This window comes from Filimonas zeae (assembly GCF_014641615.1).
GTDB lineage: Bacteria > Bacteroidota > Bacteroidia > Chitinophagales > Chitinophagaceae > Filimonas > Filimonas zeae.
Genome location: NZ_BMIB01000004.1, coordinates 103,965 through 122,169, shown reverse-complemented (window position 1 = coordinate 122,169; position 18,205 = coordinate 103,965). Strand labels below are relative to the sequence as shown.

5 protein-coding genes are annotated in these 18,205 nt (G+C 45.2%); 4 read left to right on the top strand and 1 reads right to left on the bottom strand.

Translation table 11 applies throughout. The features are described 5' to 3' along the window. Positions 1 to 525: 525 nt before the first annotated feature. The 4 genes from IEY13_RS19210 to IEY13_RS19195 are packed head-to-tail and all read left to right on the top strand — an operon-like array spanning position 526 to position 16,998. Positions 526 to 9,969 (top strand): DUF8696 domain-containing protein, encoded by a 9,444-nt coding sequence (locus IEY13_RS19210; RefSeq protein ID WP_188955233.1) that lies wholly within the window; start codon positions 526 to 528, stop codon positions 9,967 to 9,969. Beyond that, positions 9,970 to 14,148: a gliding motility-associated C-terminal domain-containing protein gene (locus tag IEY13_RS19205; RefSeq protein ID WP_188955231.1), complete on the top strand. Its 4,179-nt coding sequence runs from the start codon at positions 9,970 to 9,972 to the stop codon at positions 14,146 to 14,148. Positions 14,149 to 14,173: 25 nt separating this feature from the next. Beyond that, complete coding sequence (locus IEY13_RS19200) at positions 14,174 to 15,178, top strand: PorP/SprF family type IX secretion system membrane protein (RefSeq protein WP_188955229.1); 1,005 nt, start codon at positions 14,174 to 14,176, stop codon at positions 15,176 to 15,178. Between the two features lie 44 nt (positions 15,179 to 15,222). After that, positions 15,223 to 16,998, top strand: coding sequence for an OmpA family protein (locus tag IEY13_RS19195; protein ID WP_188955227.1), 1,776 nt, complete (start codon positions 15,223 to 15,225; stop codon positions 16,996 to 16,998). A 424-nt stretch (positions 16,999 to 17,422) separates the two neighbouring features. Here the strand turns inward: IEY13_RS19195 and IEY13_RS19190 are convergent, their stop codons facing one another. Further along, positions 17,423 to 18,145: a YebC/PmpR family DNA-binding transcriptional regulator gene (locus IEY13_RS19190; RefSeq protein WP_188955225.1), complete on the bottom strand. Its 723-nt coding sequence runs from the start codon at positions 18,143 to 18,145 to the stop codon at positions 17,423 to 17,425. Positions 18,146 to 18,205 lie beyond the last annotated feature (60 nt).

Below are 18,205 nucleotides of genomic sequence, written 5' to 3'. Positions count from 1 at the left end.
ATTTTTACACACGAATTTACAAACTCTATATAAATACCTTTAGAACGGTAATAAAGCGACTATTTATCCCGGAACTGAACTGCTGTCGCTGATACAGAAAATCTCTAAACTAACTGCATTCTCATGAAGAGGAAGTACTTACGACTGTTCGTTTGTAGGCAATTTTTATTGGCAATACTGTTGTGTCTTTACGCAATAACCGGCCATGCGCAACCAGCTTGCGGCACTGTTGAGGTTGGGAAAATTAAAGTAAGCGACATTTCTAACTTATGTGCCGGCAGCCCCATTACGTTTTCGTTGGATCATAATACTACTGATCCTTCTATTATGTTTTTTATACAGCGGGCAGATAATTTAAACGGACCTTACACACCGGCCGGGCCCACCTCGCTTGATCCTGCCAATTCACCCATAAATACAAATGCTGTAGCTGGTATCAGTTATTACAGAATTGCAGCTATGTGTATTTACAATGGCACGTTTTCGCCTTTTTCTGATACAATAACTGTACAAACAAGGCCTGAAATGTCGGGGATATACACTATTAATTCCGGTGTAACTTCTGGTGGCCGCACCTTTGCATCGTTTACAGAGGCTGTAGAAAAGCTTACCACTTCCTGTATTACAGGGCCGGTTGTTTTTAATGTAACTACTACGGATGCAACTTATAAAGAGCAAATAACTATACCGCAGCTAAGAGGTACTTCTGACATAAATACCGTTACGTTTAATGGTAATGGTAATACCATTTCATACAACGGCACGGGGTACTATGATAACCGGCATATTATAAAACTGGATGGTGCAGATCATATTATCATCGACAGCCTGAAAATAGATGCCACTACAGGGCAGTCAGGCATAGGGGTTACATTAACCAACGATGCAGATAAAAATATTATACGCCACTGTACCATCAATGCTGGTGTAAACTCCAACTTTAGTGGTTACATGGGTATCCTTATCAGTGGTTCTGCAGATAATCATGACTGGAGAGGAAGTTATTGTGATGACAATATTCTGGAGGGTAACCTTATTACAGGAGGCAGTTTAGGTATTGGCATTACCGGCCAGGCGGACAGAACCCAGGTAATTAACAATGATATACGTGATGCGCAATTGAGAGGTATATCTGTAGGAGTTACATCTCAAGCCCTTATCAGCGGTAATAAAATATCCCGGCCTAAGCGTACGGTATTTGGCAACTTTTATGCTATGGAATTTACCTCTGATAACTATGGTTTAGTAATCAGAGATAACCGCATTTTTAATCTCAGTGGGGGAGATAAAACCAATGGCGCCATGCTATATGGTATTTATTTCAGTGGTTGCGATGCCGATGCTGCCAACCCTAACAGAGTGTTTAATAATCTGTTTTATAATTTCAACAGCACTGGTCAGGTGGTGGCATTATACAATGGCTCTTCAGACTATGTATCATACTATCATAATACCATTTCTTTTGACAATACCGTAACCCAGACTTCTACCCAGCCTTCAGCGGGTTTGTTTCTTAACGCTGAAGTAACAGGGGTGGAGTTTAAAAATAATATTGTAAGCATACAAAGAGGGGGGGCGGGTTTTAAATATGGTATTTACAAAAGAACAGAAGCTATTCTCTGTAACAGCGATTACAACGATCTGTTTTTATTGCCCGATGCCTCTTATTTTGTAGGTTTTGCAGGTAGCGGTCAGCAAAGCCTGGCTGCCTGGCAAACCAAAACAGGAAACGATCTTGCCACTGTACTGATGGATCCGATGTTCCTGAATGCAAAGGAGGATAATTATAAGCCCAATAATCAGCTGCTGGATAATAAAGGAACCGATGTAGGGGTAACAGAAGATTTTGATGTAATTGCACGTAGTAGCTCTACACCGGATATAGGTGCTTATGAGTTTGCACACCTGGTGTGTAGCAGTCCGCCGGCTGCCGGAACAATTACTGTGTTGCAAAACCCCGTTTGTTCCGCAGCGTCTGCTTCGCTTACAGTTTCGGGTGGTGAACTGGGAGATGGTATCAGCTATCAATGGCAGTCATCTGCAGATGGTACCAGTTGGAATAATATAGCTTCTGCAACTGCTAAAGAAGCAGTAGTAACGCAAACTGCAGATACCTGGTACCGTATGGTAGCTACCTGTGGTGCCGGCAGTACCCCTTCTGATAAGGTGTTTATTCAAACACAGTACCCTATATCAGGCCTATATACAATTAATAAAGCCGTTGCCACCGGGGGTAAAAACTTTCAATCGTTCAGTGAGGCCTGGAATGCGGTAAAATGTGGTATAACGGGTCCGGTGCAATTTAATGTGGTGCCAGGTTCGGGACCTTATGTGGAGCAGTTAATTACCAGCCCTGTGCCCGGCATGTCTGCCATTAATACCATTACCTTCCTGGGTAACGGTAATACGCTTGAGTTTGCATCTGACAATGCATTTGAAAGAGCTACCGTAAAACTGAATGGAACCGATCATTTAATTATAGATAGTCTTATTATCAAGGCCACTGCTTCGGGAACAGGCCGGTATGCTTACGGCGTACATTTAACTAATGATGCAGACTCCAATATCATCCGCCGTTGTGCTATATATTCAGATACCGCTATGGGCTTGTTCGATTGGGGATATTCAGCCATTGTTGTTAACGGACCTGGAAATATTAACCCGGGCTTTGGTGAGGCTAATGCGGACGGAAACATTTTTGAATACAACACTGTTGTAGGCGGGTATTATGGTATTGTGCTTGCCGGTTCTTCTTCCTCACCTAACAGGCGCAACGTTATACGCGGCAATCAGTTCATAAACTTTTTACACTCAGGTGTAAACAGTTCTTTTGCAGCGCAGCTGGTAATAGACAGCAACTATTTTAGCAGGCCTACGCGCGCCGGTGTAGGTGTGTTTAATGGAATATACCTGAATAACAACCACGTAGCCAGCACTATTACCCGTAACCGAATTTTTAACGGATTTGGAGGTGAGGCTTCTTCAACAGAAGATTTTTACGGTATCCAGTTAAATAATGCAGACGCCTCTTCAGGTACAGCTAATATAATTGCCAACAACGTTATTTATAATACGAACGGTGCAGGCGCTGTATATGGTTTATATAATTCAAGTTCAGATTATGCCTGGTATTATCACAATACGGTTCATATAGATGGAAGTGGCTCTTACGATGCTTGTGGGTTGTACCAAAGCGGTCAGGCGGTAGGTATCTTGTTCCGGAACAATATTGTTACGGTAAACCGTAGTGGTGATGGTAAAAAATACGGCATGTATCTGGCTACGCCCGGAACGGTGTTTATTTCAGATTACAACAACTTCTTTATACAATCAGAGACTACCAATGCTAACGTGGCTTATCTGGCTGGTGCAAACCGTAAAAGTGTAGCCAATATTCAGTTGAATGGCAATGATGCGCATTCTACCTCTGTAGACCCGGTGTATCAGAACCTGGCAGCAGGTAATCTGCAGCCTAAAAATGGCGCTATTGACAATACCGGTTTACCGGTGGCTGTGGCCATAGATGTTAACGGTGTGGAAAGAGATGCTACCAACCCTGACATAGGCGCCTTTGAATTTATTGCCGAGCCTTGTTCCGGTGCTGTAACAGCAGGAACGGCTGTACCCAGCAATACCGAAATTTGTGAAGGCACTAAAATGGAACTGAACCTGAGTGGCAATTCCACTGGTGGTGGACAAACCTATCAGTGGGAAGCATCCACCAGTGCCACAGGTGGTTTTGGTGCGGTGAGTGCAGCACAGAAAACGCCTACCTACTATTTTACACCAGACGTAAATACCATCTACTACCGTGCGGCCGTAACGTGTAACGGTGTTACCAGCTATACGCAGCCGGTTACCTTTAGCGTGGGGGCTATGCTACCTGCGGGTATTTACACTATTGATAAGAATGGTACCGGCGATTTCAAAAGCTTTAATGAAGCAAAGGCTGCAATGGCTTGTGGTATTAAAGGTCCGGTTGTGTTTAACGTGTTGCCGGGTGGCACCGCTTATAACGAGCAGTTACTGCTGGATACTATTGTAGGCGCTTCTGCTATTAACACCGTTACCTTCAAAGGCAATGGCGATACTCTTGTGTATTCTTCTGAAGATTATGATGCACCAGCAGTTATTGCCATGAATAAGACTGACTATGTAACGTTTGACAGTCTGGTAATTAGTGCCATGGGTACCGGTTATTACGGTGTTGGGGTATGGGTTGGCAATCAGGCTAATAACAATACCTTCCGTAAGTGTACTATTCTTATTCCGCAAACCTCTTCCTCTTCTTCTTATAACGGGGTAATAGTAGGTAGCAGCGCAAGCAGCCCAACAAGTACTTCTTACACCCAGGATTTTTATAATGGCAATAACCTGTTTGAGAACAATACCATCATTGGTGGCTATTGTGGTATGAGTATGCAGGGGTCTATCTATGGGGCTGTAGCCAATAACCGTTTTATAGGTAACACTATTTCCGATGTATATTCTTACGGTATTTACACAGCTGCTTCGGTATATCCGGTAATTGACAGTAATATCATCAGCAGGCCAACCAGAAAAACAATAGGTACCTTCTATGGTATCTATGCCAGTGGCTCTAGTTCTTATCCGGTTTCTATGAACCATGGATTGCGTATTAATGGCAACAGAATACATACATCTGCAGGCGGTAACACTGCATCTTCGTCAGCTGCGTATGGTATTTATTTCAGTACTACTACAGCAGCAACACTTACACCGGCTATCGTTTCTAATAACCTGATTTACAAGTTTAACGGCTCCGGTGCGGAATATGGTATTTACAACAGTAATGCAGGCAACGTGCGTTACTATCATAACACCATTTCACTGGATAATAAAACCTTTGCCGGTACAACAGCTGCTTATGGCATATACATGAGTTCAGCAGCTTCTAATGTAGACGTCAGAAATAACATTGTGTCTGTTTCCCGTAGTGGAACGGGTGTAAGATATGCTATGTATTTCCCGTCTTCTGCCTCTTTTATATCAGACTTTAACAATATTTGGGTTGAGCCTGGAACCAACAGATCGGTTGGTTATTTTGGTGGAGCAAAGAAAACGCTTGCCGATTGGCAGGGTATAGCTAACTCCAATACAGATAAAAATTCGGTAAGTATGTATCCTGCTTATGCAGATACTGCCAATGGTAAATACAATTCAACCTTAACGGAACTGGATAATACGGGTACACCTGTTGGCGTTACTGCTGATATTTATAAGGCGGTGCGAAGTGCAACAACGCCCGATCTGGGTGCCTACGAATCCAGCGCCGCTCCGTGTACAGCTCCGCCGGTAGCAGGTACTTCTGCTATTACGCCAGCTACGCTTTCCTGTATGGGTGGTACTGTAACCCTTACGCTTACCGGTAACAGCACCGGTGGAAGCCAGAAGTATGTGTGGCAACGTGCTGCGTTGGCGGCTGGCCCGTGGGTAAATATTACAGACTCCTTGTCTTTACCTGATTATGTGTATCAGGTAAATGAAAAACAGGCCTACTTCCGTGCGGCAGTGGTGTGTGGTACAGGTATTACTTATTCTGATGCGGTGGCATTAACGGTAACGGGCGGGCTGGATGCAGGTGATTATACCATTGATCCATCTTTACCTTCCGGTAACAGAAACTTCCTTTCTTTTAACGAAGCCGTTTCTGCCATGTTATGTGGTATTAATGGAAGTGTAAGGGTATTGGTAGCACCCGGTTTTTATGAAGAGCGGGTGCGCGTGCCGGCAATACCGGGCACAGGTGCCGGAACCACCGTTACCTTCCAGAGCAGGGATAATGCAGCTGCTTCTGTGGTGCTTACCGATAGCTGTACTATTGACAGTAACTATGTGGTAAAACTGGATACTACCAGCTTCATAATATTTAAAAATATTACTATTAAACCAATAGGTGCTGATTATGCAAGAGCAGTGGTAATTACCGGAGGCTCTGCAAACGATAGTATAACAGGCTGTACTATACCATTGCCGGCAGTACAAAATACATCTGATAATGTAGTGGGTATTTATGGTAAGGAGTTGCTGGGCAATAGGCTGGTGGTTACCAAAAACACTATCAGCAACGGTATGGCAGGTGTTTACCTGGAAGGTGCAGAACCTTTTGCACAAGACTTTGTAGTGGATAGCAACAACGTAAGTGGCGGCTATTGGTATAGTATTTATGCCAGAAATCTGATTCGTGTTTCTGTAAGTGGAAATACCATTACCAGAAGCGGTATTCAGAATGTGTATGGCTACGGCATTCATCTGCAGAAATGCGATAGTGCAACCCGTGTAGATAAGAATAAGATTACTATTACCGGTACGGCTACCTCCGGCGCTGCTATTCAGGTGTTTCTTAACACCGGAGGCATAGACGCAAGAGGAAGTATTTCCGGAAACATCATTCATGCAGATGCTTCCAATACCGGTGATATATATGGCGTAAGGGCATACACCAGTGCAGCCAATTTTACCGCCATGAACAACGTAGTGGTAATTGCCACCAGCGGTAATGGGTATGGTATTTATAGTGTTGGTGCATCCGGTGGCGTTAATTATTATAACAACTCTGTATTGATTGAATCGCAAAGCCCTGCCAGTACTGCTGCCTTTATTGGTGATGGTAATGACAGAAACGGTGGAACGGGACTTTACAATAACGTACTGGCTAATACCGGTGGGGGACTGGCTATGAGAATGTTTAATTCCAATGCCAACAGAAGTGATTATAATATGTACTATAGCAGCGGAGCCGATCTTATTTCTACTGCAAGTGGTAATGTGGCTACGTTGAAGGAGTGGCAGGACAGAAGTAACTGGGATTACAGTTCTATAGTATACAAACCTTCTTTTGCAGATAATATAACACTGAAGCCGGATGTGGCTAAACCGGAGGTGTGGGCTATGCACGGCCGTGGTGCGCAGATTACGGAAGACAGTGTGGATATTAACGGAACAAAGCGCCCGGTTACTTTTGAAACCGGCGTGCCAGACCTGGGTGCTTACGAATTTACCCCTGCTACCACACCAGTAGCGCTTACGGCAATACCTGTTGTGCCGGAACCTAATAAGGTGCAGACTTTTATGCTGGGTACTGATACCGTTACCCAGATTACGTGGGGAAGTATAGTACCAACGGCTGTTGAAGGTAAACGCTACTCTGGCGTAAGCCCCGAAGGTTTACAGCCTAACCAGCCGTTTATGTACTTCTATACCAACTTTACTTATACGGGTACAGCACCTAAAGACTTTGGGGTAAAACAGTTTTATGTAAACTCCTGGAGAGGATTGATTCCTAAAGAAAATATGATTAAGCTGGGTAAGTCTAATACTTCATCCGGATGGGATATTTCGTCCAGAAGCCGCCTGGATACAGTAGCTAATTCTATTGCTGATATTGGTATTGGCCTGCTGGCTAAATTTACCGGCCTTACAGATGGTAAAGAAGCGCCAACCAACCCGGTGGTAATTGGTTTCCGCGACAGCAGCAACCGGGGTACCATGTTCTGGGTGCCTTATGCTAATACCCAATCGTTTTATAGTAACAACGATCAGGATATGATGCTTTACCTGGGTGCAGGTGAAAAAGAAGCTCATGTAACCATACGGGTGAATGGAACATCGTGGATGAAGCGTTATACTGTTCCGGCATTTGGTGCCATAACTACAGATGCCATTCCTAAGTCCGGCCTTTTTGATGCAAGGTTGCTGAAAGAAGGATGGAGCGAGAGAGGTATCAGTATTCAGAGCGATGTGCCTGTTGCAGCTTACGCTCATATTTATAATAGATTTATATCAGGAGCCACCATGCTTATGCCGGTGGGTACTTATGGGTATGAATATTATGCGCTTACCGGAAGACAAACCAATAATACTACCGGCCTTAACTACTCTGTTGCAAGTGTGGTAGCTGCGTACGACAGCACGGTGGTAGAAATTACTCCTTCTGTTAAAACGCAGGGTAACCGCCCGGCTGGTGTACCGTTTACGGTGATTTTGATGAAGGGAGAAACTTATCAGTTAATGGGTGCCATAGATAATATTGTAGGGGAAGCTTATGATTTAACCGGTACTAAATTCCGTTCAGTTAAAAATGAAAATGGTAAATGCTGGCCCATTGCCGTATTCTCCGGAAGCAGCCTTACCGGTTTTGATTGTAGCTTAACCGGCAATGGTGGTACAGGCGATAACCTGTTTCAGCAAAACTTCCCTTACCAGGCGTGGGGTAAACGATATCTTACTGCACCGCTTTCGCATCACAACGATGCAAAAACACCGCAGATAAGCTTATATAGAGTTTCTGTAAAAGATCCTGCTGCCGTGGTACTGGTAAATGGTAACCCGCTTACCAATCTGGTAAACAATAGCTATTACGAATTTGCCAGCAATACGGCTGATTATATTACCTCAGACAAACCGGTAATGGTGGCTCAGTTTGAAATATCTGCTATGGTACCACATTGCGGAAACACCGAAGACATAGGTGATCCTGAAATGTTCTTCCTCAGCTCTATTGAGCAGGGGGTTAAAGAAACACAGCTTTACAGAAATACTTCTGCAAGAATTGATGTGCAATATCTGACTATGGTAGTGCCTACCAAAGGGCTTCAGTCGCTGATGATTGATGGCGTACATTCATGGGATTATGATTACCCGCATCCTAACATGCCAGGCTATTCAGTGGTAGTGGTAAGATGGGTGGCTGAGCGCAAGCAGGCATTTGTAAAATGCGATAGCGCTTTCACCGGTGTAACGTATGGTATGGGGCAATTTGAGAGTTATGGCTACAACGCCGGTACCAATGTATTTAACCTGAATACACGGGTGGTTTTAAATAACACGCATACGCAGGGAGGAAACGGTAACGATTACACCTGTGCCGGTACACCGTTTAACCTGAGTCTTTTTACAACGGTTCAGCCTACTGCTATTGATTGGGAACTCAGCAAAGTGCCACATATAACACCTGCCGGGGATGTACATGTGAATAGTCCGAAAGCAGCAGATACGATGGTGATAAATGGAGTTACTTATTACAAATATGTATTAGAGCAGGAAGTGAGTGTTGATACGGTAGGTGAGTTTTATATATCTGCATTTATTACACACCCTGATATTGATGCCTGCGACTCCAGACAGGAAACCCGTTTCCCGGTAACCGTAGTGGGAGCTCCGGTGGTAAATTTTGTAAGTGTTGGTTCGTGCGCGGGCAGTGAAGTACAGTTTGCCGGAAGCGCTGAGCTGGAAAGCGGAGCAGCTGTTACCGGATGGACGTGGGACTTTAATGATGCAGGTGCCGGATCGCACGAAAAAGATACCGTACATACCTATAAGCAGGCAGGCGACTATAACGTGCAACTGAGTGTGGTATATGCCAACGGTTGTATTGGCGATACCGTAAAAGTGGTAAACATTAAAGCACCGTTACCTGCACCGGTGGTTAAAAAAGGCGTGATTACTGCATTTACTGTACAGTTTACCTGGGATGCTGTTGCTGGTGCCACAGGGTATGAAATTAGTATGGATAACGGTGTTACCTGGGTTACACCTTCTACAGGTAACGAGGGGCTTTCTCATACGGTAACCGGCCTGCAGCTGGCACAAACAGTAACTATTAAAGTACGTGTGCTGGGTAGTTGTATGCCTGCAGAGTCTGCACCGCTGTCTGCTACTACCATGGTGCAGGAGGTGTTTATTCCTAACTCTTTCTCACCTGATAACAACGGGCCTGCTGAAAACGAATATTTCAGAATATATGGCAACAGCATTAAGCAACTGCGTCTGCTGATATTCAATCAGTGGGGTGAAAAAGTATTTGAATCGAACAACCAGATGAATGGATGGGATGGCCGCTACAAAGGCAAGCCGCAACCATCGGGCGTATACATTTATGTGGCAGATGTGTTAATGGAAAATGGCACACGTGAAACAAAAAAAGGTACGATTAACCTGATAAGGTAAATGAAGAGTATTGTTTATATAGTATCGCTGATATCAGCAATAAGTGTTTGTATCCCACTTTCAGCACAGGAGCCTACCAATATGGGTACTGACTTCTGGGTGGGGTACGGGCATCATAGTGACTTTGAAACGCCACCTCCGCCTGTTGATCCGGCAGCAAAAAACGAAGATAATCTTGTGCTGTATTTCAGCGCGGAGGGGCAGGCGGCAGATGTAACGGTAACCATTAACAAACTGGGATGGACAAGAACTTACCATGTAGAAGCAAACACAGTAAAGGTATCTGATCCTATGCCTAATGGCAGAGATGCCAGTATGCTGGATTGCCGTTTGTGGCGCGATGCGGGGCTGGGAGGAAGTGAGGGGTTGTTTCCTAAACACGGTATACATATCCATAGTACTGCGCCCATTGTAGCTTATGCACATATTATAGCACCAGGCTCGTCAGGTGCTGCTATGCTAATGCCGGTAGATACCTGGGGGTATAGTTATATGTCCCTGAACTCTAACCAGATGAGTGGCCGTCCGCTGAATTATTCATGGGCCTATGTAATTGCCAGCCACGATAATACCAGGGTTGAAATTATACCCACGGTACCTACACATGGAGGCATGGAGGCAGGCAAACCTTTTTATATCACCTTAAATGAAGGCGAAATTTATCAGGTATTGGCTAAAAAAATAGGTTTGCCCGCTAACGATCGTGCTGAAATGTCGGGCTCCCGCTTTAAGTCTGTTGACAACGGCAGTGGCCAATGTTATCCTATTGCAGTTTTTTCAGGTTCCAGTGCCACTACAGGTAATATGACCTGTGGTAATGGTTTTCTTGAAGCAGATATGCAGCAGGTATTTCCTACCCATGCATGGGGGAAAAGGTATCTTACGGCACCCACCTCCAGAGAAGATAACCCTACTGTAATGGCAGCTAACTCCTATAAAGTACTGGTGGGCGATCCGGCCACCCAGGTTAAGGTGAATGGGAATGTGCTGACTGGCATGAAAACTAATTTTTATTATTTCGAAAGCAAGCTACCTGCACTTATTGAAGCGGATAAGCCTATAATGGTGGCGCAGTTTCTTCCTGGTGGCAGCGGAACCTCTTCATGTAATGGAAGTAATCCCAATTCAGACCCGGATATGATATATTTAAGCCCGGTAGATCAGGGTATTAACCGCATAGGCTTTTACAGAAACAATCAGGCTAAAATACTTACTCACTATCTTACATTGCTGGTGCCTAATAAAGGAACCGGCTTATCTTCATTAAGGATAGACGGAAAGCCACTGGCAGGTTTATCAGCAACAGAATTATATACGTATGTGCATCCACGCATGGCAGACTATACAGTGGTAGTAAGGCGCTGGTCAGGATTTTTTCCTCCACCGGCAGATCCGCCCGGTCAGTGTCTGGTATATTCTGATTCTGCTTTTACAGCGGTTACTTATGGTTTGGGAAATGCAGAAAGTTACGCTTATAACGCAGGAACGCACATTTACAATCTGGATGCCAGAAGTTCTATCCGTAACACGCTAAGTGCTTCTACACAGCCCAACGCCTTTACGTGTGTAAATGCACCGGTGTCTATTTTTGCACTGGTAGCTTACAAACCCACAAAAATTATCTGGAAAACCAGTGCGCTTGCTGCTGCGTTGTCGCCTGCGGCAGATGTAACTGATAATGCACCCGTACCGGACGGAACGGTAGAAATAAACGGAGGTGTTTATTACAAATACTCATTGCCTGGCACGTACCGGTTTAGTGCAGCAGACACTTTTTATCTGCCTGTGGTGCTGGAAAGTCCGGAAGTAGAAAAGTGCGATCATTCAGAGGAACTGAAGCTGCGTATTATAGTAAAAGCCCAACCGCAGGCAGATTACTCTTTCACGCGCAGCTCTGACTGTGCGTTGGATACTGTTTATTTTACAGGAACCGATAAGAGTATAGATGGGTATACGCTACAGGCATGGAACTGGAACTTTCCGGATAGCAAAACAGCTACCGGCAAAGAAGTTAAACAGGTACTTGCCGCAGGGGCAGAGCAGGCGGTAGCGCTTTCTGCTGTAACGGTAGAAGGCTGTGTGGCAGATACTATAAAAAAGATAGTAGTATATGCACCGCCTAAAGCAGATTTTACCGCAAGTCCGGCAGCTATTTGTGAAAAAGGAACTTATACTTACACCGGTACTGCTACGTATGAAGGCACAGGTGGGTTACAATGGATATGGGTAACGGGCAACGGCAACACACAAACTACTACAGTCAATACCACTAAGCCGGAAACATATACAAAAGGCGGGGAGTACAAGGTAAAGCTGGTAGTAAAACGCGGTGCCCTTTGTGCAAGTGATACTATTATTAAAACGATAGTGGTTTACGGAGCTCCTGCTATAGATATTGTATATCCAGAAGGTTGCCTGCCTAAAGATGGGAGGGTAGTGTTTACCAATAATAGCACAGCCTCCAACGGGCAAACCATTACGGCCCATGCATGGGATTTTGGTGATGCCGATGCCACCCTGCCGGATAATCCCAATACGGCTACTGTTGCAAGCCCATCGCATATTTATAAAAAGTACGACAAGTATACCATACGCTATCAAGCAACCAGCTCTAACGGCTGTACGGCTGATACCGTTATTAAGGCAGAGTTCAATCTGGCTCCACTGTTTTCCTACAATAGTCTGGATGCTGTGTGTGCCAATGCGGCTGCGGTTACTATAGCTAAAGCTACTGTTACCAACGGTGTTGCAGGTACAGGCATCTATAAAGGGCCGGGCGCCAGCACAGATGGTATGTTTACACCATCTGTTGCCGGCGCAGGTATACATACTTTGTGGTATGTGTTCAATGCAAAATCGGGCTGTATAGATTCTGTAAAACAAACTATTGAAGTGTACCCCACACCGCAGGCTGCGTTTACTTTTAATAACAACGCCTGCGTGGGCGATGCTACTACTTTTACATCGGGCGCTACTATTACCGGTACGGATGCAATTACAAAATGGAGCTGGAGTTTTGGTGATGCCACGAAAGCGGAAAAAACAACGGCTGCTGCATTTGGGCATACGTATGCAGCGTATGGTAATTACACCGCATCGCTTACTGCAACCAGCAGTCATAACTGTGTAAGCCAGCCGGCTACACAACAGGTAGTAATACAACCTTTACCGGTAGCAGGTTTTCTTACACCGGACACTATATGTATGCCGGGTGGTGCTGCTGTGTTTACGAATAAAAGTACTATCCCTTCTAACGGAACACTTTCCTATAGATGGGATTTTGGCGACGAAACCGGGACTTCAACCGCTGTAAACCCCTCTCATGTGTATGCTGCTGCGGGCAGCTATAACGTGCAGCTTACTGCTGCATCTGATTATGGCTGCCGCAATGCAGTTTCCCAAACGGCAAACCGTTTTTCCGGCCGGCCTGTAGCTGCGTTTACTGTTGCGCCTGCTGAAATTTGTCAGGGAGGCAATGTTACATTTACCGATGCCAGCACTGCTTCAGGCAGCACTGTAGCTGCATGGAGCTGGAACCTGGGCAATGGTAGTACCTCTGTAGCAAAAGCGCCCACTGCTACTTATACCACTGCCGGTAAAGCAACGGCAACACTGGTAGTGAAAAATGCGCAGGGTTGTATTTCATACCCGGCTACCGGTACGGTAACTGTGCACCAGCAGCCTGTTATTGATGCAGGTGTTTCCTTTATGGTAAAAGATGGCGATCAGGTGCAGTTTACTGCCAGCGCTAATTCCGGCAACTATCAGTTTCAATGGCTACCGGTTACAGGGCTAAGTAATGCAACAGTTTTACAGCCGTTACTGAAAGTGAAAGAAGATATGTTGTATACGCTTACTGCTACGGGCGAATTTGGTTGTACGGCAAGCGATACCATGTCAGTAAAACTGCTGAGAGATATAGTGCCCCCGAATGCTTTTACACCCAATGGTGATGGTATACATGATGTATGGGAAATTCCTTATCTGAATGCCTATACCGGTGCGGTAGTAACTGTATACAACCGGTATGGACAAAACGTATACCGCAGCACTGGGTATAGTAAACCATGGGATGGTAAAATGAACGGAAAGGATGTGCCTTCCGGAACGTATTATTATGTAATTAATCTGGGTGCAGGTATAGGAACCCTGACAGGGCCGGTAACCATCATCCGATAATTAATATATTTCAAAAACTACTGTAATGAGAAAAAAGTACAAAGTATGCATGTCGCTGTTACTGGTGCTGGGAGCTTCAAAGCTGCAGGCACAGGTAGATCCGCATTTTTCGCAATACTACATTTACCCATCCTGGTTAAACCCGGCACTTACGGGTGCTTTTGATGGCAGTTATCGTGTTTCGGGCATTTACAGAAGCCAGTGGGGCAATGTAGCTAAACCCTTTGCTACCAGCGGACTTTCAGCAGAGTTTACCACAGACAAAAACATCAATGCCGGTGTAAGTGTGTTAAGGCAAACTGCGGGTGATGGTGGTTATTCGTATACAACAGCCTATGGTAACGTTGCTTATACGGGTGTTAAGTTTGGTAAAGAGGGCTTTCATCGCTTACATCTGGGTTTACAGGCGGGCTTGATACAGCGCCGTTTTGACCGCAACAAAATGACCTTTGGCTCGCAGTGGAACCCTATTACCGGTTTTTCGGGTAATACTGCTTCTGGTGAAACCTTCAGCCGCACTTCTGCAGCAGCTTTTGATGCAGGTGCAGGTGTTATGTACTTTGATGCTACCCCCGGAAAGAAGGCTAACTTCTATGGTGGCTTTTCTGTATCACACCTATCGCAGCCGGATGATAAATTCAGCGCTTCGGGTAAAGAGAAGTTTCCGCTTCGCTACACCGTACACGCGGGTATACGTATTATGATGTCTGATGTATTTTCACTTACCCCCAATGCCCTGTATCTGAAACAGCGTACCTCGGAAGAAAAAATGCTGGGTGCCTACGGCCAGTACAGTGTAAGTGGTGAAACCAGTGTTATGGCAGGCGCCAACTACCGGTTTAAAGATGCCATTTCTCCCTATATTGGTTTTACACACAAGCAATGGGTGCTGGGGGCCAGCTATGATATTAACAACTCTGATCTGAGTAAACTGGCAGGTACTTCTAATAGCTTTGAAATATCCTTATCTGTGGTGGGTATCCGTTCAGCCAAAACGCCACAGGTAGAGTTTGTGTGTCCGCGGCTGTAAGTATTGTTTTCTTTAAACCTTCATCCTTCATCATACCTAACTGTATGAATAAAAAATATATTATTGCAGGCTTGTTCAGCCTCACTGCTACGCTGGGTAACGCACAGTTTGTGTACGATTACCTGAAAGCGGGCGACAACTATTTTGCAAAGGCAGATTATTCTTCTGCTGCTGATTACTATGAGAAATACCTGAATAAAGACAAAGGCGATAAGGCATTGCAAAAAGGCTTCGACCCTTATAAGCCTCAGTTGTCTGCTGCTAAAAAAGATGCCTCGGTAAGCAGCCGTGAAAAAGCACAGTGGCAGCTGGCAGAAAGTTACCGCTTGCTCAATTATCCTGGCAAGGCAGAGGAAGCGTATAAAAAGTTACTGGATAATAATAAAGCAAAATTCCCGCTGGCCACGTTTCATCTGGCACAGCAGTTAAGGGCATTGGGTAAGTATGATGAAGCGGAAGCAGCTTTTACTGCTTTTTTAAGTGCTTATTCCACCCAGGACGAAAACAAAAAAGCAGCTGAGCGGGAAGTGCTGAATCTGCAGTTTATAAAAAAAGAACTGAATAAGCCCGAAGCACAGTATTATACCGTTAAGCAGGCTTCAGGAGTATTAAGCAGTGATGGGGCTAATTATGCACCTGTATGGCTGGATGCCTCTACACTTTTGTTTACCAGTACCAGACCGGAAAGCAATGATGGCCACCATACCAATCGTTTGTACCTGGCAAAGGTGAAAGAAGAAGCTATCAGTATTGCGTCTGTGCCGGAATTGAAAGGCACAGAGCAGGGAGCTGCTGCTGTTACCCCCGATGGTAACACACTGTACATTACCCGCTGGAAAGCAACCGGTGTTAAAAATGCAGCACTGTATACCAGTACCAAACAGGGAGAAACCTGGAGCCAGCCGGTTCTGCTGTCTGCCGCTGTTAATAAAGAAGGTTACAGCGCGCAACAACCTTTTGTTACAAAGGATGGTCGTTACCTGCTGTTTTCCAGCAACCAGCCTGGTGGCGAAGGTGGCTTTGATATCTGGTATGCACCCATAGGGGCAGATGGTAAGCCAGGGCAACCTGTTAATGCCGGTAAACAAATTAATACCGCTGCTGATGAACATGCGCCCTATTATAATGAAGCGGCACATACACTGGTGTTTGCCTCTAATGGCAGAGTAGGCATGGGCGGCTTTGATTTATTTACCAGCAAAGGTGCGCCGGGAAGCTTTGAAACGCCTGAAAACATGGGCTATCCTGTAAACTCTGTTAAAGATGATATTTATTTTACCGCCAAAGCAGTAGATTCCGATTGGATGGGAGAGGCCCTGGTAAGTTCTGACCGGTCTGCCGCCTGCTGCCTGGAGTTGCTTGCTGTAACCAGAAAGCTGCCACCACCGCCGGTAGTAAAAGCACCGGAGCCGGTAAAAGAACCGGTGGTAACACCGCAACCTCCGGTAGCGGAAATTGCAGATTCTGGTGTACTGGAGAATGTGCTGTATGCGTATGACAAAGCAGAACTGCTGGATGGTTCAGAAGCTTCTTTAAACAGACTGGTAGCCATGTTACAGGCGAATACTAATATGGTAATTGAAATAGGTGGCCATACCGACGGTAAGGGCCGTGAGGCGTATAACCAGCGCTTATCACTGGCACGTGCACAAAGTTGCGTTAACTATATTATTGGCAAGGGCATCAGTGCTGACAGAATCATAGCCAAAGGCTATGGTGCCAGCAAGCCGGTAGCGCCTAACACCAACCCCGATGGCAGCGATAATCCGGAAGGCAGACAGCTGAACAGAAGAACAGAATTTAAAATACTGAAACGATAGCCGATCGGTGACATACAAACAATAACGGGACTTCTTGCAGGTCCCGTTGTTGTTTGTAAAAAAGCTGTTTTGCTTTTCTATAAGTTTGGTGGAAGAGTATAAATAACTGTTGTGACCAGCATAAAACTTATTGCGGGGCCAATACATTTTATGAATCTGGTAAACACCTGTTCTGCGGATGCAATACAACTTGTTCCCTCGTAAAACAGCTGTTTATCTGTTGCCAACAACTGTATGCGCTCTTTCTACAGCTATTTTCCTGCCCGCGACACTTGTTTTGCCGTCTCCGGCAACTGCTTGCATTTGTGCAGCAGATTGAATGTCCCACCAGATAGTTATAATCAGATCTGTAGAAACTGTATGAATGCAAACAGGCGTCTCAAAAAGAAATGAGACGCCTGTTTGCTATTCAGTTTTACTATTATTATCCCATGTTATGGAACACTTTGCTCACATCATCATCCTGCTCCAGGCGCTCAATCAGTTTACTGATGTCTTCAGCCTGTGCATCGGTAACAGGAACAGTAGTGGAAGGTATCCATTCCAGTTCCGCGCTGATAGTGGCAATACCTTTGTCTTCCAGTGCTTTTTGCAGGTTACCAAAGTCGGTATAAGCGCTGCGTAATACCAGAATGTTTTCTCCGTTTTCACCGGTGCCTTCACCCAGTTCTTCCAGACCAAAATCAATCAGTTCCAGTTCCAGGTCGTCAGCGCTAACACCAGCGGGGTTCAGCTTAAATACGCCCATTTTTTTAAACTGAAAGCTTACACTGCCGCTGTTACCTAAACTGCCGCCGCCTTTGTTAAAAATGGCTTTTACGTTGGCTACGGTTCTTACGTGGTTGTCGGTAGCGGTTTCTACCAGCAGTGCTACACCGTGAGGAGCATATCCTTCATACAGAATTTCCTCATAGTTTTCCATTTCCTTACCCTGCGCCCTTTTTATAGCCGCTTCTACACGGTCTTTAGGCATGTTTACGCTTTTGGCGTTTTGAAAACAGCGGCGTAAGGCAGGGTTAGTGGTAGGATCAGGGCCGCCGGATTTTACGGCAATGGCAATTTCCTTCCCTATGCGGGTAAATTGTTTGGCCATACGGTCCCAACGGGCAAACATGGTGGCTTTACGAACTTCAAATATGCGACCCATATACTCTTGTAAATTATTTGACTTATAATGCCCAACAGTGTGTTGAGTGTGCGCAAAATT